This window comes from Kribbella sp. C-35 (genome assembly GCF_046549195.1).
GTDB lineage: Bacteria > Actinomycetota > Actinomycetes > Propionibacteriales > Kribbellaceae > Kribbella.
This window is the reverse complement of sequence record NZ_JAJPWG010000003.1, coordinates 773,219-793,795: the sequence shown is the minus strand read 5'-3', so window position 1 is coordinate 793,795 and position 20,577 is coordinate 773,219. Positions and strand designations below refer to the sequence as shown.

The 20,577-nt window shown below is 68.6% G+C and carries 17 protein-coding genes; 10 read left to right on the top strand and 7 right to left on the bottom strand.

The window, feature by feature from the left end; genetic code table 11:
- Positions 1 to 98: 98 nt before the first annotated feature.
- The gene (locus tag ACLJOO_RS23720; RefSeq protein ID WP_410789479.1) at positions 99 to 1,559 is read left to right on the top strand and encodes a PQQ-binding-like beta-propeller repeat protein; all 1,461 of its coding nucleotides are present in this window, start codon (positions 99 to 101) and stop codon (positions 1,557 to 1,559) included.
- 41 nt (positions 1,560 to 1,600) lie between these two features.
- On the opposite strand, the gene ACLJOO_RS23715 is transcribed toward ACLJOO_RS23720, so the two are convergent.
- Both ACLJOO_RS23715 and ACLJOO_RS23710 read right to left on the bottom strand, forming a co-directional pair.
- Positions 1,601 to 2,368, bottom strand: coding sequence for an SDR family NAD(P)-dependent oxidoreductase (locus tag ACLJOO_RS23715; protein WP_410789478.1), 768 nt, complete (start codon positions 2,366 to 2,368; stop codon positions 1,601 to 1,603).
- Positions 2,368 to 3,516: an acyl-CoA dehydrogenase family protein gene (locus ACLJOO_RS23710; protein ID WP_410789477.1), complete on the bottom strand. Its 1,149-nt coding sequence runs from the start codon at positions 3,514 to 3,516 to the stop codon at positions 2,368 to 2,370. Before ACLJOO_RS23710 ends, ACLJOO_RS23715 begins: the two co-directional genes overlap by 1 nt.
- 85 nt (positions 3,517 to 3,601) lie before the next feature.
- Here ACLJOO_RS23710 and ACLJOO_RS23705 point away from each other — a divergent pair, with 85 nt between their 5' ends.
- The gene (locus ACLJOO_RS23705) at positions 3,602 to 4,186 is read left to right on the top strand and encodes a TetR/AcrR family transcriptional regulator (RefSeq protein WP_410789476.1); all 585 of its coding nucleotides are present in this window, start codon (positions 3,602 to 3,604) and stop codon (positions 4,184 to 4,186) included.
- Positions 4,187 to 4,301: 115 nt separating this feature from the next.
- On the opposite strand, the gene ACLJOO_RS23700 is transcribed toward ACLJOO_RS23705, so the two are convergent.
- Positions 4,302 to 5,012 carry an RNA-guided endonuclease InsQ/TnpB family protein gene (locus ACLJOO_RS23700; RefSeq protein ID WP_410789958.1) on the bottom strand — a complete coding sequence of 237 codons (711 nt, stop codon included), beginning with the start codon at positions 5,010 to 5,012 and terminating at the stop codon, positions 4,302 to 4,304.
- Between the two features lie 113 nt (positions 5,013 to 5,125).
- Here ACLJOO_RS23700 and ACLJOO_RS23695 point away from each other — a divergent pair, with 113 nt between their 5' ends.
- The gene (locus tag ACLJOO_RS23695) at positions 5,126 to 6,004 is read left to right on the top strand and encodes a S1 family peptidase (protein ID WP_410789475.1); all 879 of its coding nucleotides are present in this window, start codon (positions 5,126 to 5,128) and stop codon (positions 6,002 to 6,004) included.
- 125 nt (positions 6,005 to 6,129) lie between these two features.
- Positions 6,130 to 7,014, top strand: a complete 885-nt coding sequence (locus ACLJOO_RS23690) for a S1 family peptidase (protein ID WP_410789474.1) — start codon at positions 6,130 to 6,132, stop codon at positions 7,012 to 7,014.
- 53 nt (positions 7,015 to 7,067) lie between these two features.
- Here ACLJOO_RS23690 and rlmB read toward each other — a convergent pair whose 3' ends face one another.
- Both rlmB and cysS read right to left on the bottom strand, forming a co-directional pair.
- On the bottom strand, positions 7,068 to 8,030 hold the full coding sequence (gene rlmB / locus ACLJOO_RS23685) for a 23S rRNA (guanosine(2251)-2'-O)-methyltransferase RlmB (RefSeq protein WP_410789473.1): 963 nt from the start codon (positions 8,028 to 8,030) through the stop codon (positions 7,068 to 7,070).
- A gap of 1 nt (position 8,031) precedes the next feature.
- Positions 8,032 to 9,465: a cysteine--tRNA ligase gene (cysS, locus tag ACLJOO_RS23680; RefSeq protein ID WP_410789472.1), complete on the bottom strand. Its 1,434-nt coding sequence runs from the start codon at positions 9,463 to 9,465 to the stop codon at positions 8,032 to 8,034.
- 132 nt (positions 9,466 to 9,597) lie between these two features.
- Here cysS and ACLJOO_RS23675 point away from each other — a divergent pair, with 132 nt between their 5' ends.
- Genes ACLJOO_RS23675 through ACLJOO_RS23665 form a run of 3 tightly spaced genes read left to right on the top strand, consistent with a single transcriptional unit; the run spans position 9,598 to position 12,393 of the window.
- The gene (locus tag ACLJOO_RS23675; protein ID WP_410789471.1) at positions 9,598 to 10,434 is read left to right on the top strand and encodes a lysozyme; all 837 of its coding nucleotides are present in this window, start codon (positions 9,598 to 9,600) and stop codon (positions 10,432 to 10,434) included.
- Between the two features lie 48 nt (positions 10,435 to 10,482).
- Positions 10,483 to 11,040: a GNAT family N-acetyltransferase gene (locus tag ACLJOO_RS23670; RefSeq protein ID WP_410789470.1), complete on the top strand. Its 558-nt coding sequence runs from the start codon at positions 10,483 to 10,485 to the stop codon at positions 11,038 to 11,040.
- Positions 11,041 to 11,100: 60 nt separating this feature from the next.
- Positions 11,101 to 12,393, top strand: a complete 1,293-nt coding sequence (locus tag ACLJOO_RS23665; protein WP_410789468.1) for a peptidase C39 family protein — start codon at positions 11,101 to 11,103, stop codon at positions 12,391 to 12,393.
- Between the two features lie 54 nt (positions 12,394 to 12,447).
- On the opposite strand, the gene ACLJOO_RS23660 is transcribed toward ACLJOO_RS23665, so the two are convergent.
- Positions 12,448 to 14,142 (bottom strand): DUF2207 domain-containing protein, encoded by a 1,695-nt coding sequence (locus ACLJOO_RS23660; protein WP_410789467.1) that lies wholly within the window; start codon positions 14,140 to 14,142, stop codon positions 12,448 to 12,450.
- Positions 14,143 to 14,295: 153 nt separating this feature from the next.
- Between ACLJOO_RS23660 and ACLJOO_RS23655 the strand changes: the two genes are divergently transcribed.
- The 3 genes from ACLJOO_RS23655 to ACLJOO_RS23645 all read left to right on the top strand — a co-directional run bounded on the left by ACLJOO_RS23655 (position 14,296) and on the right by ACLJOO_RS23645 (position 18,780).
- Positions 14,296 to 15,351, top strand: coding sequence for a neutral zinc metallopeptidase (locus ACLJOO_RS23655; protein WP_410789466.1), 1,056 nt, complete (start codon positions 14,296 to 14,298; stop codon positions 15,349 to 15,351).
- 182 nt (positions 15,352 to 15,533) lie between these two features.
- On the top strand, positions 15,534 to 16,622 hold the full coding sequence (locus ACLJOO_RS23650; RefSeq protein ID WP_410789465.1) for a neutral zinc metallopeptidase: 1,089 nt from the start codon (positions 15,534 to 15,536) through the stop codon (positions 16,620 to 16,622).
- Positions 16,623 to 17,775: 1,153 nt separating this feature from the next.
- Positions 17,776 to 18,780 carry a neutral zinc metallopeptidase gene (locus ACLJOO_RS23645; protein ID WP_410789464.1) on the top strand — a complete coding sequence of 335 codons (1,005 nt, stop codon included), beginning with the start codon at positions 17,776 to 17,778 and terminating at the stop codon, positions 18,778 to 18,780.
- A gap of 24 nt (positions 18,781 to 18,804) precedes the next feature.
- On the opposite strand, the gene ACLJOO_RS23640 is transcribed toward ACLJOO_RS23645, so the two are convergent.
- A complete protein-coding gene (locus tag ACLJOO_RS23640) occupies positions 18,805 to 20,508 on the bottom strand; it encodes a DUF2207 domain-containing protein (RefSeq protein ID WP_410789463.1) in 1,704 nt (567 codons plus the stop codon).
- Between the last annotated feature and the right edge of the window lie 69 nt (positions 20,509 to 20,577).

The window sequence follows — 20,577 nt, the reverse complement described above, 5'->3', positions numbered from 1 at the left end:
ATCTCCCCGTAGTTCTGTTCGGCCGGCGGAAGAGTTGAGGAGCGGCCACACTACGGGGTCAAGCGGCCATGGACCGTTGCTGTGATAGATCACTGACTGTGACCATCAGAGCACTGAGCGGCCGGAAGTTCGTCGTCGCTGTCGCCGTCGGGCTCGTTGTGGTGGCGGGCGCGGGGTTCCTGGTCGGGCGACCGGCGTGGAACGGGCGGTGCGCCGCGGGCTTCGACGAGATGCCGTCGAAGGAACTCGAACAGCTCCACTCGGTCCCCGTCGATCAGGTGAACGTCGACGACTTCCCGGCGGCGTACCGGCCGAACGCGCGAAACGCGCTGGAGGTCGCGAAGAATCCGGTCGCTCCGCTGGGCGCGGCCCGCGACGCTGTCGTCGTACCCCACGACTACGGCGTAGGCAGCGCGAAGCTGGCCGACTCCGAGGACGGCAACGTCAGGTTCGTGGTCGGCGGAGGCGGTCTGAAGGGTACGGCGACGTCCGGCGGCATCGTGCAGGTTGACGGCGAAACAGGCCGGTCTGCCTGGGCGCGCCGCCAGTCCGGGTACGCCGTCGGCGGTGTCGGCCTGAGTGACGAGTTCCTGCTGACGCAGATTCCCAACGACAAGGCGCCGCGCATCGCGGAGGTGAAGACGAGCAGCGGAGACCTTGCCTGGTGCACGAAGCTCGGCAAGGACGTCGAGACCGATTGGCGGCCGACGTTCGACTCGGCCGCCAAGGGAGACGCACTTTTCACTGTCCGCGGCTCTGATTCCGGCAACACGTCGGATCGGGACGTGCGGTTGTCGCGCCTCGACACCGGATCCGGCGACGTGAGTTGGGACGTGCCGGTCAATGGCGTCACCGAGGCGGACTCGCTGCACCTGCTGGGCGATCAAGTGCTGCTGAGTCCACTGCACACCGACATGGACTACCAGGACATGGCGACGGCCCTGCGGGACGGCCAAGACCAGCCGGTCCGGGACCTGGGCGCGCTCGTCGCCCGGTCGGTCGCGGACGGCGCGGCCAGTTGGTCGTACCGTGGACTGGACGAGCGGCCGTGGATCAACAACGTCGTCGGCACCGGCAAGGACGTCGCGGTGGTGATCTCCCGCCGGCCGACCAAGGACGGCGACAAACCCGGGTCGACCGAGAGCTGGATGGTCGGTCTCGACCGGACCGGCAAGCAGCTGTGGAAGTACGACTTCAAGAATCAGTACGACTTCGACCTGTCCGGGTCGTTCCTGGTGACCGATGATCTCGTGGTGTCGCGCGAGAAGGGCACGTCGCTCCTCGTGGCGCGGGACCTGGGCACCGGCGCGGTGCGCTGGCAGACCCGGCTCGAGGCCGCCGGCCCGACGCTGAAGCCGAACACGTCGAGCGTCGTCGGGGACAGCCTGCTCGCCACCTCCTCCACCGGCGGACTGATCGCCGTCGACCTCAAGACCGGTGCCCTCAGCAACCCACTGCCCGGCAAGAACATCGGACCGGTCGACGGCCTCGTCAGCGACGGGCGGACCGTGACAATCGACGTCAACGGCCTCTTCATCACCTTCAACCGAGCATTCTGACAACCGGGCATTCTGAGCAGCTCGGCGCGATCGGAAGCGTGTCAGCGCGGTGGCATGCGGAGGGCGCCGTCGAGGCGGATGACCTCGCCGTTCAGGAGTTGGTTGTCGAGGATGTGGCGGACCAGGGCGGCGTATTCGGAGGGCTTGCCCAGGCGGGAAGGGTGGGGAACCTGTTGTTCGAGGACTGTGCGGGTTTCTTCGGGGAGGCCGGCGAGCATGGGGGTCTCCATGGTGCCGGGGGCGATGGTGACGACCCGGATGCCTTTGTCGGCGAGGTCGCGGGCGGCGGTCAGGGTGAGGGCGACGATGCCGCCCTTGCTGGACGCGTACGCCGCTTGTCCGACCTGACCGTCGTACGCCGCGATCGACGCGGTCATGACCACGACGCCGCGGTCGCCGTCCGCGGTCGGGTCGGAGGCGATCATCCGCTCGGCGGCCAGCCGGAGGACGTTGAAGGTGCCGATCAGGTTGATCTCGATCACCTGCCGGAACGTGGCCAGCGGCAGCGGGCCTTTCCGTCCGACAACCCGGCCGGGAGTCGCGACGCCGGCGCAGTTCACGACCACGCGCAGCGTGCCCAGGGCCTCCGCCGCGTCGAGCGCCGCAGCCACCGTGGTCTCGTCAGTGACGTCGGTCGGCGCGAACACCACCCGGTCACCCAGCTCGTCCGCGACCGCCTTGCCCGCGGACGACGGCAGGTCGACGATCACGACCCCGAGCCCGTCCGCGGCCAACCGCCGTACGGTCGCCTCCCCGAGCCCGGAACCACCACCGGTGACCAGGGCGACGTCGGACGGGCTGAACTCCATCAAATGCTCCTCAACACGTCGCGGCTGATCACGAGCCGCTGGATCTGGTTCGTACCTTCGAAGATCTGGGTCACCTTGGCCTCGCGCATGTACCGCTCGGCCGGGAACTCCCGGGTGTAACCGTACCCACCGAGCACCTGTACGGCGTCAGTGGTGACCTTCATCGCCGCGTCCGTGCAGACCAGCTTCGCGATCGCCGCCTCCCGGATGAACGTCCGGCCCAGGTCGCGGCGGCGCGCGGCGTGCAGGTACGTCGCCCGCCCGGACTCGACCGCGGCGGCCATGTCGGCGAGCAGGAACTGGATGCCCTGGAAGTCGGCGATCGACTGCCCGAACTGCTGCCGCTCCTTCGCGTACGCCGTTGCGAGGTCGAGCGCCGCCTGCGCCAGGCCGACCGCACAGGCCGCGATCCCGAGCCGGCCGGAGTCGAGCGCGGACAACGCGATCCGCATCCCCTCCCCCTCGGCGCCGATCAGGTTGCCGGCCGGGATCCGTACGTCGTCGTAGTTGACGAGCGTGGTCGTCGACCCGGTGAGGCCCATCTTCCGCTCGGGCGCACCGAAACTCAGGCCGTCCGCCGACGCCGGCACGTGGAACGCCGAGATCCCATGCTTCGGGTCGTCCGACGTACGGGCGAACGTCGTGTAGAAGTCGGCGTGCCCGCCGTGGCTGATCCACGCCTTGGTTCCGTTCAGCACATAGAAATCACCGGAACGGACTGCGCGGGTCGTCATCGAGCTGATGTCGGAGCCGGCCTGCGGCTCGGACAGCGCGTACGCACCGAGCTGCTCGCCGCCGATCATGTCCGGCAGCAGCCGATCGCGCTGCTCGGCGGACCCGAACGTCGCCATCGCGTAGCTGGTCATGGTGTGCACCGAGACGCCGACGCCGACCGACATCCAGGCGGCGGCGATCTCCTCGAGCATCTGCAGGTACACCTCGTACGGCTGCTCGGCGCCGCCGTACTGCTCCGGATAAGGCAGGCCGAGCAGGCCCGCTTTCCCGAGGGTGCGGAAGGCGTCCCTCGGGAAGGTCTCGCTCTCCTCCGCCTGCGCGGCGTGCGGCGCGAGCTCGTGCTCGCACAGGTCGCGGACCAGGGCGAGCAGGTCAATGGATTCGTCAGTAGGCAGGAGACGATCGACAGCCATCAGGCACCCCTCTCAACGGCTGACGAAATGATACTAGTAACGATACTGAAGCACGCAATCCAGTATCGTTCTATGCTGTCTCGATATGACAACAGTCGTTCCGGGGCGGCGGACCCGCCGGCAGTCCGAGCTGCTCGACCGACTCCTGTCCCTGTTCCTCGAGCAGGGGTTCAGCCGATTCACCCTGGACGACCTGGCCGCCGAGCTGCGCTGCAGCAAGACGACGCTGTACGCGCTGGCGCCGAGCAAGGAGCAGCTCGCCGTCGAGGTGGTCAAGCACTACTTCAAGAACGCCACCGCCCAGGTGGAGTCCGCGGTGGCCCGCCAGACCCGGCACGACCGGCGGATCGCGGCGTACCTGAACGCGGTCGCGGACGCGCTGCGGCCGGCCAGCCGGACCTTCCTCGACGACGTGGCGACGTTCGCGCCGGCCCGGTCCGTGTACGAGCGGAACACCCGGATCGCCGCCGAGCGGGTCCGGCAGCTGATCGAGGACGGGATCAACCACAAGACGTTCCGGGAGGTCGACATCGCGTTCGCGGCCGAGATGATCGCGCACACCATGCAGGCCATCCAGCGCGGCGACATCGCCCGCCGGACCGGACTGAACGACGCCGAGGCCTACCGCGAACTGGCCTCCTTCGTCCTGCACTCCCTGCGCCTGGACTGAACCGCAGACACCTTTAGGGTGTCTCTCACGTCCTCTTGCTGCCATATTGCGCATCAGATCCGCCCGGAAGGCTGATGATTTGACGTCCTCCTCCGCCCGGAGGCGGGGATTCCAACTACGCGACCATTGGAGGCGCGTGTTGAGGTTCACGCTTCTCAGAGGCCAGTACGGCGGTCTCTCGGCGTGCGCTCACGGCCCGTCCGGCCGCGGCAATGCGTGCGATGTTGATAGCCGCGTTCACGTCGGCGTTGGCCTCGTGGCGGCAGGCGGCGCATCGGAACACCGCTTGGCTCTCGCGGTTCTCCGATGCGACGTGCCCGCAGGAACTGCAGGTCTGCGAGGTGTACGCAGGATTGATCTTCTCGACCCGTCCGGGTGCCTTGTGCTCCAGACGTTGCACGAGCAGGCCCCAGCCCTGGGCGAGGATTGCCCGGCTGAGCCCGGCCTTCTGCCGCACGTTGCGTCCCGGCGCTTCGCGGGTGCCTCGCGCCGACTTCGTCATACTGCGGATACGCAGGTCCTCGACACCGATCACGTCGAACCGCCGGGCGAGGTCGGTGGTCGTCTGCTCGACCCAGTTCTTCCGCCGATCGCTCTCCCGCGCCTTGAGTCTCGCGATCGCGGCCCGGATCTTCCCGCGCTGGTTAGCCCTGAGCCACGGCTCCGCCGCGCGGGCTTCAGTCAGTTGCGCGGACTGTGCCACGTACGCCGGGGCAGCGGGGCGGCCCGGCCGCCACATCAACCGCTGCTCCAGACCAAGATTCCACACATACCGCGCATGCCTGCAGTGCTCCAGCACCCCACACACCTGGGCAGGAGTTGGCACGAGGCGGTAGCGAGACACAACACACACCCAAACAGACAACACCGACAGTTATCACTTGAAGGGAGGCAGTTGCGGTTCGTTCCCGCTCCGAACGACGGCCCGCAACAAATCCGATGAAATCTTTACGACGAGCCGCGGCGATGGTCGTCGCCGCCGCCCTCGCACTGACCGCCGCTGTGCCGGCGGGGGCCGATCCGGTGAAGCCGCCTCGGCTGTCCGCGAAGGCGATCACCGAGACGTTGAACGACCAGATCCACACCCCTGGTACGGCGTGGATGACGCAGCCGGACGGCACCGTGCTGGTGTCGTACGACCCCACGGTCACCGGCACGAAGCTGAGCAAGCTCACCGGCCTGACCAAGCAGCTCGGCTCGAACGTCAAGCTCGAGAAGCTGCCCGGCAAGCTGCAGAAGTACATCAGCGGCGGCATGGCGACGTACGGCGGCGAGTACAAGTGCAGCGTCGGCTTCAACGTGCAGCGACGCGGCAAGTACTACTTCCTCACTGCCGGTCACTGCGGGGTCGACGCGGCCCGCTGGTACCAGGACCCGGGCCACAAGGTGTTCACGGGCGCGGTGCACCACGCCAGCTACCCGTGGAACGACTACGCCCTGGTCGTGTACCGCACCGACATCCCGCTGAAGGTGCCGGGCGGCAGCGTGTACCTCTACAACGGACGCTCGCAGGACATCACCCGGGCGATGAACCCGGGCCTGAACCAGCTGGTGTACCGCTCGGGCGCCACCAGCGGCCTGCACAGCGGCCGCGTGACCGGGCTGAACTCGGTCGTGAACTACGGCGACGGGCGCGTGGCCGGCCTGATCCGCACGAGCGTGTGCGCGGAGCCGGGCGACTCCGGCGGTCCGCTGTTCTACCGGCAGTGGGCGTTCGGTCTGACCTCCGGCGGTTCGGGCGACTGCACCTCGGGCGGCGTGACCTACTTCCAGCCGGTAGTGGAAGCCCTCAACGCGTACGGGGTCTCCGTCTACTGAACGCAGGTTTCCCCTACGCTCCGAGCTCGTTTGAATACTCAGGGAGATAGTGGGTAGGACTCGTCTCGGTTGAAGTCAAGGACGCCCCGCCCCGAAGGCGTCCTCATCGTGAGGAGGCTGAAACCATGAACATGTCCCCACTCCGTCGTACCACCGCACTCCTGGCCGCGGCCGGGCTTGCCGCCGCCGGACTTCTGGCAACGCAGGCCTCGGCCGCACCGGTCAATCCGTCCACCCTGTCCGCCGCCGCGATCTCGTCCGCCCTGGCCGAGAACGCGACGATCCCGGGTACGGCGTGGCAGACCGACCCGAACGGCCGGATCATCGTGTCGTACGACGAAACCGTCACCGGCGCGAAGCTGTCGAAGCTGACCGGTGTGACCAAGCAGTACGGCGACCGGATCAAGCTCGAGAAGCTGTCCGGCAAGCTGACGAAGTACATCGCCGGCGGCGACGCCATCTACGGCGGGCAGTACCGCTGCTCGCTCGGCTTCAACGTGCGCAGCGGCAGCACGTACTACTTCCTGACCGCAGGACACTGCGGGAACATCGCATCCAGCTGGTACTCGAACTCCAGCAAGACCACACTGCTCGGCACGACGTACGGGTCGAGCTTCCCGGGTAACGACTACGCGATCGTGAAGTACAGCACGTCGTACACCAACCACCCCGGGACCGTGGACCTCTACAACGGCTCTTCCCAGGACATCACGTCCGCCGGCAACGCCTCGGTGGGGCAGGCGGTCAAGCGCAGTGGCAGCACGACCGGTGTGCACAGTGGCTCGGTCACCGCGACGAACGCCACGGTGAACTACGCCGAAGGCACCGTCACCGGCCTGATCCGCACCACGGTGTGCGCGGAAGGCGGCGACTCCGGCGGCGCACTGTTCGCCGGCTCGGTGGCCCTCGGCCTCACCTCCGGCGGCTCCGGCAACTGCTCCTCCGGCGGCACCACCTACTTCCAGCCCGTCACCGAAGTTCTCTCTCGCTACGGCGTGAGCGTCTACTGATCCAGACATGACTGTGGGGCCGGGGAAAGCTTTCCCCGGCCCCACACTCGTGTTCAGCTCGCGCGGCGGCGGGAGATCTCGTAGAGCGTGACGCCGGCGGCGATACCGGCGTTCAGGGATTCGGTGGCGCTGGTCATCGGGATCGAGACGATCAGGTCGCAGTTCTCGCGGACCAGGCGGGCCAGACCCTTACCCTCGGAACCGATCACCAGGACGATCGGCTCGGTGGCGGCTTCGAAGGACGGAAGGTCCACGGCGCCGTTCATGTCCAGGCCGATGACCAGGAGCCCGGCCTTCTTGTAGGCCTGGAGGGCCCGGTTGAGGTTGGTGGCGCGGGCGACCGGGATCCGGGCCGCGGCGCCGGCCGAGGTCTTCCAGGCCGAGGCCGACATCGACGCCGTACGGCGTTCCGGTACGACGACACCGTGCGCCCCGAAGGCCGCGGCGGACCGGGTGATCGCCCCGAGGTTGCGGGGGTCGGTCACGCCGTCCAGCGCGACGATCAGCGGCACCTCACCGGCGGCGTGCGCCCGGTCGAGCAGGTCGTCCGGGTGCGCATACTCGTACGGCGGGATCTGCAGCGCGACGCCCTGGTGCGAGCCGCCCGCGGTGACCCGGTCGAGCTCCGCGCGCGGGACCTCGAGCACCGACACCCCGGTCTCGACCGCGACCAGCAACGCCTCACGCAGCCGGGCGTCCCGTTCGGTGCCCTCGGCAACGTGCAGGGCCGCGGCCGGTACGCCGGCTCGCAGCGCCTCGACCACCGGGTTCCGCCCGTACACCCACTCGACTGCGGCGTCGTTGTCCTTGCGCGCCGGGCGGCGGGTACGGTCCCGCTCCTTGGCCCGCTCGGCCGCCTTCGCCCGCTTGTGCGCCGGGTGCTTGACCCGGTCCACGGCCTTCGGCGTCGGCCCCTTGCCCTCGAGTCCGCGGCGGACCCGGCCACCGGACCCGGCCGTCGGGTTCCCCCGCGGCTTCTTCCGGATGGCGCCCTTGCGCTGGCTGTTGCCTGGCACGTCAGTTTCCCTCGTCAGTCGTAGTTGTCGCGAGGGACCAGCGTGGTCCCTGCGGGGTGTCCTCGACGACGACGCCGAGCGCCTTCAACCGGTCGCGGACGTCGTCCGCGGCGGCGTAATCCTTGCGTGCACGTGCTGCCTGCCGCTGCTCGAGCAGCGCCTTCACCAGGCCGTCGACCACCTCGGTGAGCTCGTCGCTGCCGCCGGTCCGCGACACCCACGGCTCGGCCAGCGGGTCCAGCCCGAGCACGCCGAGCATCCCGCGCACCGACGCCAGCACCTCGCGCAGCGCCTCCGAGTCGCCGTCGGCAACCAGCTTGTTGCCGTCGCGCACGGTGTTGTGCAGCACGGCGATCGCGGCCGGCGTACCCAGGTCGTCGTCCATCGCGGCCACGAAGTCACCGGGCAGCTCGGGGTCCGGCTCGACGCCGCCGGTCATCTCGACGGCCCGGGTCACGAAGCCCTCGATCCGCTGGAAGCTCTTCGCGGCCTCGTCGAGCGCCTCGAACGAGAACTCGACGACCGAGCGGTAGTGCGACTGCACCAGGTAGTACCGCAGCTCGATCGGGCGGACCCGCTCGACCACGTTCCGTACGACGGCGCTGTTGCCCATCGACTTCGACATCTTCTCGCCGGCCGTGGTGACGAGCGCGTTGTGCATCCAGAACCGGGCGAACTTCTGCCCGACCGCGGTCGACTGGGCCAGCTCGTTCTCGTGGTGCGGGAACCGCAGGTCCAGCCCGCCGCCGTGGATGTCGAACTCGTCGCCGAGGTACTTGCCCGCCATCGCCGAGCACTCGATGTGCCAGCCCGGGCGGCCTCGTCCCCACGGCGCCGGCCAGGAGGCGGTCCGCGGCGTGGCCTCGGTCCAGCCCTTCCACAGCGCGAAGTCGCGCGGGTCCCGCTTGCCGCGGGGGTCGGCGTCCTCGGCCGCTTCCATGTCGTCGATCCTCTGATGCGACAAAGCGCCGTACGTCGGCCAGGACTTCACGTCGAAGTAGACGTCGCCGGACCCGTCCAGAGCGATGTACGCGTGCCCGCCCTCGATCAGCTCGGCGATCATCTCGAGCATCTCCGGGATGTGCCCGGTGGCGCGCGGCTCGTACGTCGGCGGGCGGCAGCCGAGGACGTCGTACGCCCAGTGCAGCTCGCGCTCGAACTCGTACGCGTGCGCCCACCACGGGACGCCGCGCTCGGCCGACTTCGCGAGGATCTTGTCCTCGATGTCGGTCACGTTCGCGATCACGGTCACCTCGTAGCCGGACCGCTCCAGCCAGCGCCGCAGGACGTCGAAGACCACTTCCTTGTAGATGTGCCCGACATGAGGGGCACCCTGCACCGTCAGCCCACAGTGGTAGATCCCGACCTTGCCCGGGTGGACCGGCTGGAAATCACGCACTGCTGCTGTTGCGGTGTCGTACAAGCGAAGTGTCACCGGTCAAGGGTAACGGGAGGTGACGCCGGTAAATAATCACCGAACAAACGAATGTAAGGGTTGGTTCTTGCCGGATCCGGGTAAGACCATCGCCGAGCGCTCTGTCCGCCCCTCATCGCTCTGGAGGAAACCGTGAAGTCCGCCCTTTTCACGGGTGCCGCCGCAACCCTAGGCCTGATCCTGGCCTCGGTCGGCTCCGCCCAAGCAAGCCCGGTGCCGGAAGGCAGCACCGCATCGCACCAGCCCACCGCTCAGGCACGTCAGCACGGCATCGACCGCGCCGGCGACGCCTACATGGGCTGGACGCAGAACACCACGACCACCGCGGCCCCGGCCGTGATGGCGCCCGCCGCCACCGTCGAAGGTATCGACGTGTCGAGTCACCAGGGAAACGTCAACTGGGCCTCGTACTGGAGTGCCGGCAAGCGGTTCGCCTATGTGAAGGCGACCGAGGGCAACTACTACACGAACCCGTACTTCGCCCAGCAGTACAACGGGTCCTACAACGTCGGGATGATCCGCGGCGCCTACCACTTCGCCACCCCCAACGACTCCAGCGGCGCCAACCAGGCCAACTACTTCCTGGCCCACGGCGGCGGCTGGTCCCGGGACGGCAAGACGCTGCCGGGTGCGCTCGACATCGAGTACAACCCGTACGGCGCCACCTGCTACGGGCTGAGCGCGTCCGCGATGGTCAGCTGGATCCGCGACTTCGCCAACACCTACAGGGCCGCGACCGGCCGGGACGTGCCGATCTACACGAACCTGGACTGGTGGACCCGCTGCACCGGGAACAGCACCGCGTTCAACTCCACGAACCCGCTGTGGGTCGCGAAGTACGCCTCCTCGCCGGGGACACTGCCCGGCGGCTGGCCGTTCCACACCATCTGGCAGTACACCTCGTCGCCGGTCGACTCGAACCGGTTCAACGGCGACATGTCCCGGCTGCAGGCACTGGCCAACGGATAACGCCGGCGAACGGCTAAATCTGTTGCCGCGGTCGCATAGTCTCGATCGGTGAGCTATTCACTGCCGATCGAGACTGACCGCCTGACCCTTCGACGCTACGTCGAGAACGACTACGACGACCTGCTGAAACTGCAGTCGAACCCCGACGTCACACGTTTTCTGCTGTACGACGTGCGTACGCCGGAGCAGGTCAAGGAGGCCCTCACCGGCCGGTTGGCCGATGTCCCGATGGACGCCGACGGTCAAGCGCTCACCGTCGCAGTGATCCTGCGGGACACCGGTCACCACCTGGGCGAGGTGACGCTGTTCATGAACAGCGTCGAGCACCGCACCGGCGAGCTCGGGTACGTCTTCCACCCGGAGTCGCACGGCCACGGGTACGCCGCCGAGGCGTCGGTCGAACTGCTGCGGCTCGGGTTCGAGGAGCTCGGCCTGCACCGGATCATCGCGCGGCTCGACGCCCGCAATACCGGCTCGGTGAAACTGCTGGAGCGGCTCGGTCTCCGGCAGGAGGCGCACTTCGTGCAGAACGAGTACCTCAAGGGCGAGTGGACCGACGAGTTGGTTTTCGCCATGCTCTACAGCGAATGGGACAAACGTTCGTAAGTTTCTGTCGCGGCACGCCGTCTTGATGACAGCGACTGCCGCCCGGTCTACCGTCGGAGTATGACTTCCGCCCGTTCCGTCACCGCCCTGATTCTTGGTGTGGTTGTGCTCAGCGCCGGCACCTTGCCGAGCGAAGCCGTGAAGGTCGCACCGGCACGGCAGATCGCCTATCGCACGTGGACGTCGAACGCCGACTTCCTGGCCGGCCAGCAGTTCGGCACCACGGTCGCCGACGGCGCCCTGACGTTCGGCACGGCGACCGGCACCACGTCGTACGTCGACCCGTTCGGCGACGGCACCGCCAAGTCCTACGACCAGACCAGTTGGGTCTCACCGCATGTCAGCACCGGCTTCGGGCTGACCGAGCTGGTCGCCTCCTGGAACGCCACCACGCCACCAGGCACCTGGGTCGAGGTCTCGATGGCAGGTACGACGAACCTCGGCACGACCACCAAGTGGTACGTGCTCGGCCGCTGGTCCGGTGGCGACGACACCGCGGCCGGCGACATCCACCGGACCTCGGTGCCCAGCCAGGGCGACGCCAACGGATCCGTTGCCGTCGACACCTTCCAGTCCGCCACAGGTCAGTGGCTCGACCGCTGGCAGCTCAAGGTCACCCTGTACCGGCTGAGCGGTACGACGCAGTCGCCCGTGGTCCGGTCCGTCGGCGCGATGGCCTCCCGGCTGCCGTCCGACAAGAAGGTTGCCGTCAGCCCCCTCGGCGGCGCGGAGGGCATCGTCCTCGACGTACCGACGTACTCGCAGGAGACACACATCGGCCACTACCCGCAGTGGGACGGCGGCGGCGAGGCCTGGTGCTCGGCGACGTCCACCGCGATGGTGCTGGACTACTACGGCGCCGGCCCGACCGCTGCCGAGACCGCATGGGTCGACCCGTCCGACCCGGATCCACAGGTCGACCACTCGGCCCGGTCCGTCTTCGACTACGCGTACGACGGTGCGGGCAACTGGCCGTTCAACACGGCGTACGCCGGGTCGCGTGGTGTGGACGCCTTCGTCACGCGGTTGCGGTCGCTGACCGAGGCGGAGCAGTTCATCAAGGCGGGGATCCCGCTGATCGCGTCGCTGTCGTTCAAGAAGGGCGACCTGCCCGGTGCGGGCTACGGGACCAACGGGCACCTGATGGTGATCGTCGGGTTCGACCAGAACGGCAACGTGGTCGTCAACGACCCCGCGTCGCACCTGATCGCGAGTAACGACCAGGTGCGGACGACGTACGACAGAACGGCTTTCGAGAACGCGTGGGTGCCGCACTCGGGTGGACTGGTGTACGTCGTCCACCCGGAGGGCCTGGCCTTGCCGGCGCCGTCGGATCCTCAGCACAACTGGTAGAGACGACAGGGCCCGCCACGCCGGGGCGGCGTGGCGGGCCCTGTTCTTTAGACCTCAGCGGGCGAACAGCGCGCCCGTCAGGTTGGTGGTGAGGTTGCGGAGCGAGTCCGGCAGGTACTGCAGGTGCCAGCCGCTCGGGCCGCGGTACCAGGTGAAGCCCTCGTCCTCTTGGTCCGGCGTGGAGTCCGTCGCGACCAGTGCGTCGATCCAGCGGTCCGAGCCGCCGAGTACGACGGCGTACGGCAGAGCGCGCGAGCAGAGCTCGGCGTGCTGGTCGGTCGGCAGCTCGCTGACGTCCATCTCCAGCAGCTCACCGCGGATCGCAGCGACCTGGCCGAGCACGCGACCGGCGGCCGGCGCCTTGGCCGGCATGTAGCGGCCGACCACGAGCAGGCCGACGCCGACCAATGTGATCGCGAGGCCGAGCAGGCCCCAGGTCGACAGCAGGGCCAGCAGGACCGTCGCGATGACGCCGACCACGGTGGTCACGATGCCGATCGTTGCCCACAGCGACCGAGTGCGGTCCGGGCGCTCGGTGAACCAGCCGCGCTTGACGACACCGTCGTACAGGGCGTCCTGGACCTGGGCCAGGTTCGCCCGGACCTGCTTGCCGAGCTCGGAGACCAGCACCGAGTCGGCGTCGCCGAAGATCGCGCGGATGAGCACGTTCTCGTACCGCTGCAGCTCCTCCGCCGGGGCATTGGAGACCCGGCGCAGTTCCCAGTCCGGGCGCGCGAACTCGGTGCTGTGCTCGAGCTCGACGATCTGGATGTGACCGCGGACGGCCAGGTCGATGATCGTCGCGGTCACGTCGACCGGGTCGATCCGCTCGTCGATCAGCGTGCCGACCTCACCGGGCCGCAGGTCGGACGGCGGCGTGAAGTCGATCCGCGTGTCGGTGCCGAGGCTGAACAGCGACGCCGGGACGACGCGCCGCGGGTCGACCTGGTCCCGGCCGCGCAGCCGGTACAGCACGAACAGCGCGATCGCGCCGAGCAGCAGCACCGCCAGCGCGGTGATCAGCTGGGCCGCGTCGGTGGAGAAGGCGCGCTTGAAGGTGTGCCGGTACTCGATGATCGAGTTGTCCGCGATCTGGCCCTTCGGGAAACCGACCGCCATCTTGACCGTGTTGCCCGGCGGCAGCGCGGTCTGCTGGAACGTCGGGCCGGAGGTCTCGCCGATCTGCGCGAGCGTGCACGGGATGTTGCTGTCGATCGGGCCGGCGAAGCAGGCGACGTGTGAGACCTCGGGGACGCTGAAGACGATGTTCGCGGTCTGGATCGGGAGGTTGATCCCGGTCAGCGGCGCGAACCGGACCTCGGTGCCGTCCAGGGTCTTCGCCACCGCGCCCTTCACGGTGTACGTGACGTCGAGTTGCGTCGTACCGCCGCTGACGTCCGGTACGGCGATCGACGTGACGTCGCCCTCCACCTTCACGTCGGCCTTCTTGTCCTGGCCGCCGGCCTTGACCTGTAGGTCGCCGATCTCCTGGACGTGGTCGATGTCGTCCGGCAGGTGGTCGCGCGTGACGATGAACCGGGTGAAGGTCCCGTTCACGTTGCTGAGCTTCCAGGTCTCGGCGACCCGGAGCAGGCCGTCACGTTCGACGCGGACCTGACTGTCGTACGTGGTCACCACCGGGTCGGCGGCAGAGCTGCTTGCGTCCGCGCCGGCCGCACCGGCTGGGACAGTCGAGAGGCCGAGCAGGCCGAGGGCACACAGGGAGAGCCCGAGGAGACGTAGACGCATCGCCCAATCACACCGTAAAGAGAGGGTCAGGTTGACACGGGGCACGATAGCGTCTGGGGAGTGTCAGGCAACCAATGGGGACCGGGACCCGGACAATTCGGCCCGCCGCCGCAACAGGGCTACCAGGGTGGGCCTCCGCCTCCGCAGTACTCCGTGCCTCCGCAGTACTACGCCCCTCCGCCGCCGCCCGGCCCGCAGTACGGGTGGGGACCGTTGCCGCCCCAGCCGCCACGGAAGAAATCCGGCGGTACGGCGCTACTGGTCGTCGCAGTGCTGGCGGCGGTCGCAGCCGGCGGCGTGTTCCTGGCTGTGAAACTCACACAGGGCGGCGACGATGGACCTGCCACGGCCGTACCGGTCGCCACGAAGTCAGCGACCTCTGAGCCGACTACTGCTCCGAGCAGCGTCCCGCCGCCTCCTTCTCGGACGACTGCTGCTCCTCCGCCCACGCGGACGACCGCGACGACGCAGGTCACCCCGCCGAAGCCGGTGCAGACCGTGAACCCGGCGACCTACAACGCCACGCACCGGCTCTACAAGACCGGCGTGATGCGGACCGTGAACTGCAAGCAGGCCAAGACCGGCCTCGGCAACGGCTCACAGTCGCTGGCGTACTTCAAGGCGATCAGGGCCTGCCTGGATCGCGCCTGGCCGAAGCAGGTCGCCGCGTCCGGCGGCCGGTTCCGGTCACCCGGTCTGGTCGTCTGGGGCGGCTCGGTGAACACCCCGTGCGGTGGTGGCGTCGGGCGCTCGTTCTACTGCCCGACGACGCACACCATCTATATGGAGTCGCCGTCGATCATCTCGTTCTACAAGCAGAACCCGACGTTCGGCCGGATGGTCGGCACGTTCACCATGGCCCACGAGTACGCGCACTCGGTGCAGTGGATGACCGGGCTCGGTGAGGCCTACACCAAGCTCCGGTACGACGCTTCCGCCGCCGGAGCGTTGCAGCTGAGTCGCCGGCTCGAGCTGCAGGCCTCCTGTCTCGGCAACGTGTTCCTGGGCGCCAACCGCAGCAGCTACGGCATCACCGGGTACGCGTACCAGATGTGGCTGTACGACGTGAACAACAGCGGCGACCGTCCGCCGTACCCGCGGGACCACGGCAGCACCACCAACCACGGAGCCTGGAGCCGCGCAGCCTTCCAGAGCCGTAATCCGGCCAGCTGCAACACCTGGTCGGCGTCGCCTGCCCGGGTAAGTTGAGCCCTGGCTCCGGTAGCGTCCCGGGTGTGTCAGGCAACCAATGGGGACCTCCTCCCGGGCAGCAGTACCCGCCGCAGCAGCCACCTCCGCCCTGGCAGCAGGGGCCGGGCTACGGACCTCCGTATCAGGGGCCTCCGGGGCCGGGACAGCCGTTTCACGGGCACTCGTTCCAGGGGCAGCCGATGCCGGGTCCTGGGCAGCCGCAGTTCGGGTGGGGCGCTCCACCTGGTGGACCGAAACCGCCGAAGAAGGGCCGTGGCGGTTTGATCGCCGTCTTGGTCCTGGTCGGTGTGCTGCTGGTCGGCGTCACCGCGCTGAAGATCGTCTCGGCGGCGCTGAAGGGTGACGGCGGCGACCCGTCGTACGCGAGTCCGACGACCACCACGTCGTACACCCCGACGAACCAGCCGACGGAGGAACCGTCCGGCCAGCCGACCAACGTGCCGACGACCAAGCCGACCGTCCGGCAGACCACGCAGGCGCCGCGGCCGACCGCGACCCGGTCGACCGCGACAGCGACCTCCAAGCCGACGACCAACCCAGGGCCGACGGACAGCGACTTGGTGCTGCGGAACAGGCTCTACAAAGCCGGTGCGATGGCGTCGGTGAACTGCAAGGAGTCCAAGGCGCGGCAGAGCACCGTTGCCGGCGCGCGGGCCAACTACAAGAACCTGTGGGGCTGCCTGAACAGGGCGTGGGCGCCGCTGGTGACCAAGGCCGGTGGGCGGTTCGGCGCACCGACCGTGAAGATCTTCAGCGGCACGATCACGACGCCGTGCGGAACCCACAGCGACTCCGGGCCGCCGTTCTTCTGCGGCACCACCGACACCATCTACATGAACCTCACCGAGGACATCGGCAACTACAACCGCTACCCGCAGGCCTACCAGAAGGTGTGGGCGCGGATGTGGATGCTGCACCAGTTCGCGCACGAGTACGGGCACCACATCCAGAACAACATGGGGATCCTGCAGGCGTACGCGCGGATCCGGTACGAGCGGCCGACGTACGCGATGGAGCTGCAGGACAGCCGGCGGCTGGAGCTGCAGGCGTCCTGCTTCTCGGACATCTTCATCGGCGCGAACCGGCGGAGCTACCCGATCACCGGGCAGTCGCAGTTCCAGTGGCGCTGGCTGATCGGGCACGTGACCGACGACGCGAACGACCACGGGGACGCGAACAACCACCAGTACTGGGCCACCCGCGGGTACAACGCCCGCAACCCGAGTGTCTGCAACACGTTCGCCGCATCGGCCGCCAAGGTGCAGTGAGGGCCGTCACTGGTCTACTTCGAAACGACTGGCCGGGGTAGCTAGCCTGGTGGGTCCGTATCGCGCAAAGTATGTCGCGGAGGATATGTAGGGGGAGGCGGCTTCGGCGCCCCACCAACGAGCTGCAGAGCTATACCCAGCAAGGTCGTGAGGAGCATCGATGTCGGACAACAGGAACCAGCCCCCGGGGAGCGACCCGGCTGACGATCAGCCGGACCGCCCGCAGGAGCCCGTTCCCGGCCAGCCGCCCGCAGGCCAAGGACCCGGTAGTGGTGGTTGGTTCGGATCCCGGGACAACGAGGCCGGCCCTCGTGGTCCCGGTGAGCAGAGCCCTGGGGAGGGTCAGCCGGCCACGTGGTGGACCGGCGACTCCGACGCCAAGCGGGAGTTCAGCAACCCGGCCCAGTCCGAACAGCCCGCCAGCAGCTGGTTCGACGGCGGCTGGGACCCCAACCGCCGCGAACACCCCGACCAACCCGCCCCCGGCCAACCTCACTCAGGCCAGCCCCAGCCCGGCCGCCCGCAGCCGAGCCCGAACCAGCCCGGCCCTCGTCGACCGGGACCGAACCAGCCCGGTCCGTCGCAATCCGGCCCGCCCCAGCCACGTCCGAACCAGCCACGTCCGAACCAGCCCGGTCCGGCTCAGCCCGGGCCTGGTCAGTCACGCCCGAACCAGCCTGGTTCCTGGCAGTCCGCCCCACCGGCATCCCAGCCCGGCGCCACTACTCCTAGCCCGTGGCAGTCAGGTCCGCCGCAGCCCGGCCCGCGAGGTCCGCAGGGTGGTCAGAACCCGCAGTCGGGCGCGAGCACCTCTGGGCCCTCCCAGCCCAACCAGTCCCAGCCGAACGCTCCCCAGTGGGGGACTCAGTCGTGGCCTCTGCAAACTGGTGCCGGTCAGTCGGCCACGGAGCAGTCCGAGTCGAGTGCGTGGCAGGCGTCGCCTTCGCAGCAGCAGTCCCGCCAGCAGCAGACCGGTCCGCACTCCGAGGGCTCGTACCTGTGGGGCTCGCAAGGTCAGCAACAGAGCCAGCAACAGAACCAGCAGCAGTCCTCCCCGTGGAGCAACGCGCTCCCGCCGCAGCAACAGCAGACCGGCGCCCGTCACGCCGCCCCCCAGGGCGGCCAGGGAGGTCAAGGCGGTCAAATCGGCCCGATGGGTCAACCTGTCCAGCAGGCACCCACCTGGCAGTACCCGCCGATCCCGATCCCGCAGCCACCCGGTGGCCGCCGCCGGCGCAAGAAGAAGATCTCCCGCACTCTCCTGATCGGCCTGGTGGTGCTCGCCGTCCTCGTGGTCGGCTCGGGCGTCACGTTGCTCATCCGCGGCCTCGGCGGCGACGAGCCCGAGGCGAAGCAGACCCCGACGACCGCGACCTCGGAGTCCTCGTCCCCGTCGGAGAGCCCGTCCACCTCGCCGTCCCCGTCGACGCCGCGCGGCCCGACGGTCGACGAGGTCGTGAAGGGCAGCCGGCTCTACACGATCGGCCCGCTGGCAGCGTCGAAGTGCGCGGAGCCGCCGTTCGCACCGGTCACCGTCCCGGCGGCGCAGCAGTACTACAACCGCCTGCTGCCCTGCCTGAACCGCACCTGGTGGCTGGCGATGAAGAAGGCGAACCTGCCGTTCCGCAACCCGAAGGCGGTCGTGTACGTCGGCAAGGTGCCCTCACCGTGTGGCGTGCAGCGCAGCGTGCGGGCGGCGTACTGCGGTGCGAACGAGACGATCTACCTGCCGTTCAGCGTCGACAACCGGTACTACAAGAGCAACCCGGTCTACACCCGCGCGATTATGCTGAACACGTTCGCGCACGAGTACGGCCACCACATCCAGAAGCTGAGCGGGATCCTCGCCTCGTCGATGTCCCGGCAGCAGAGCATGACGCCGAACCAGAAGCTGACCGAGAGCCGCCGGCGCGAGCTGCAGGCGACCTGTCTCGGCGCGGTCTACCTCGGCGCGAACGCGACGTACCTCCCGATGAACGGCGTACTGCTGAACAACTGGAAGTTCCTGATCTCGCATTCGGGTGACGACTACGCCCGGCCGCGGGTCCACGACCACGGCAACCGGGTCAGCAACTACCAGTGGTCGATCACCGGCTACAACAACAAGAAGCCGGACTCCTGCAACACCTTCACCGCGGCCGACGTTCGGGTGAACTAGACCGCGGTGAAGGCGACCGCCGCCTCAGCCGAAGAGGCGGCGGGCGGTGGTCAGGGAGCCGCCGAACGACGTGACGAAGTTGCTGAGCGATTCCCCGATGTCGGACAGGTGCCAGTTCTCCGGACCGGAGTACCAGCCGATGCCGGCGTCGGGGTCGTCGTCGTCATCGGTCGCTGCGATCTCCAGCGCCCACTTCTCGGTCAGTCCGAGCACAGCGGCGTACGGCAGGCAGCGGGACGCGAACTCGAGCCGGTGGCTCTGCGGCAGATCGGCCGAGGTCTCGTTGGCCAGGTAGTGCTGCAGACCGGCCACGCGGCCCAGTACGGCGGCACCGCGCGCGGTGCGGGCCGGTGCGGCCTGTCCGACGAGTGCAAGCACCAGACCGGCCGCCATGACGGCGAAACCGACCAGCGCGAACTTGCTGACGATCGCGAGCACGATGGTCAGTACGACGCCCGCACCGAGCAGCACCACGCCGGCGGTGGTCCACCGGTTCCGCACCGCGTCCGGGCGGTTGTTGAACCAGCCCTGCGTGACGACGTCGGAGTACAGCTGCTCGCGGACCAGGTTGAGCCGCGGCCGCAGCGACGGGCCGAGCGCGGAGACGAGCACCGAGTCGCCGTCAGCGAACACCGCGTCCAGTAGGGCCTTCTCGTAGGCCAGCAGCTCCGGACCGCCGGGGTGCAGCCGCTGCAGCTCCCAGTCGAGTTTGCCGAAGTGCGACTCGCGCGGCTGCTCGACGATCGTCAGGTAGTTGCGCACGGCAAGGTCCAGCAGGGTCGCGGTGATGTCGACGACGTCGGCCGTCTCGTCCACCACGGTGCCGACCTGGCCGGGCCGGATGCCGTCCGGAGCGGCGAACTGCGGGCCGTCGGAGCCGTCGAGCACCGGACGCTCCGGCGCACCCTCGCCGACCTTCGCGGCGTCCCGGCCGCGGAAGAACCACAGGCCGACCGCACCGAGCAGTCCGAGCCCGAACACGAGCACTGCCAGCCCGACGGTCGTCTTGTCGACCGTGAACGCCCTCCCGAGCGTCCAGCGGGTCGAGAACTGCGCGTTCGCCTGTACGGTCGCCTGGTCGCTCAGCCCGGTCAGGAACGTCACCCGGCCGCCGGCCGGTACGCCGTTCTGCTGGATCTCCAGCGCGGCCGACTCGCCCAGCTGCGACGACGTACACGGCAGGCTGGACCCGGTGCGGCCGGCGAAGCACGTCACCCAGGTCGCGAACGGCACGCTGACGCTCAGCTCGGCCTTCGGGATCGACGTGTCGAATCCCTGGACGATCGGCCAGCTCACCTGGCGGCCGTCGATCGAGTCGGCGACCACGTTGTCCACTGTGTAGCTGTAGACGACCTTCGACTGCCCGGACACGTTCAGGGTCAGCTTGCGGCCGTCGTCGGTGCTCTCGTTCTGGAAGCCCTGGGCGGGCTGTCCGTTCACCGTCGCGGACACGTCCTTCAGCTCGTACGTGCGGTCCCGCTCGGCGTCCGACCGGACCCGGGTGGCCAGCGTGCGGCTGAACGTCGTACCGCCGGCGGTCAGGTCGACCGTCTCCTTGACCTGCAGTTCACCGTCCTTGGTGAGCGTGGCGTCCGCGGAGTACGCGGTGATCTGGTCCCCTGCCATCGGGGCCACCGCCTCGGCGGCCACAGTGCTCAGGGCAACGAACAGCGGGGCGGTCAGGGACATCAGCAGGGCAGCCGGGAGGAGGCGGCGCTTCAGTGACATGGGTCGAGAGTAGTCTCGTGCCGGTTCGTGCAGCGAACTCGACCGACCGCGTGACCCGACCACATGGAG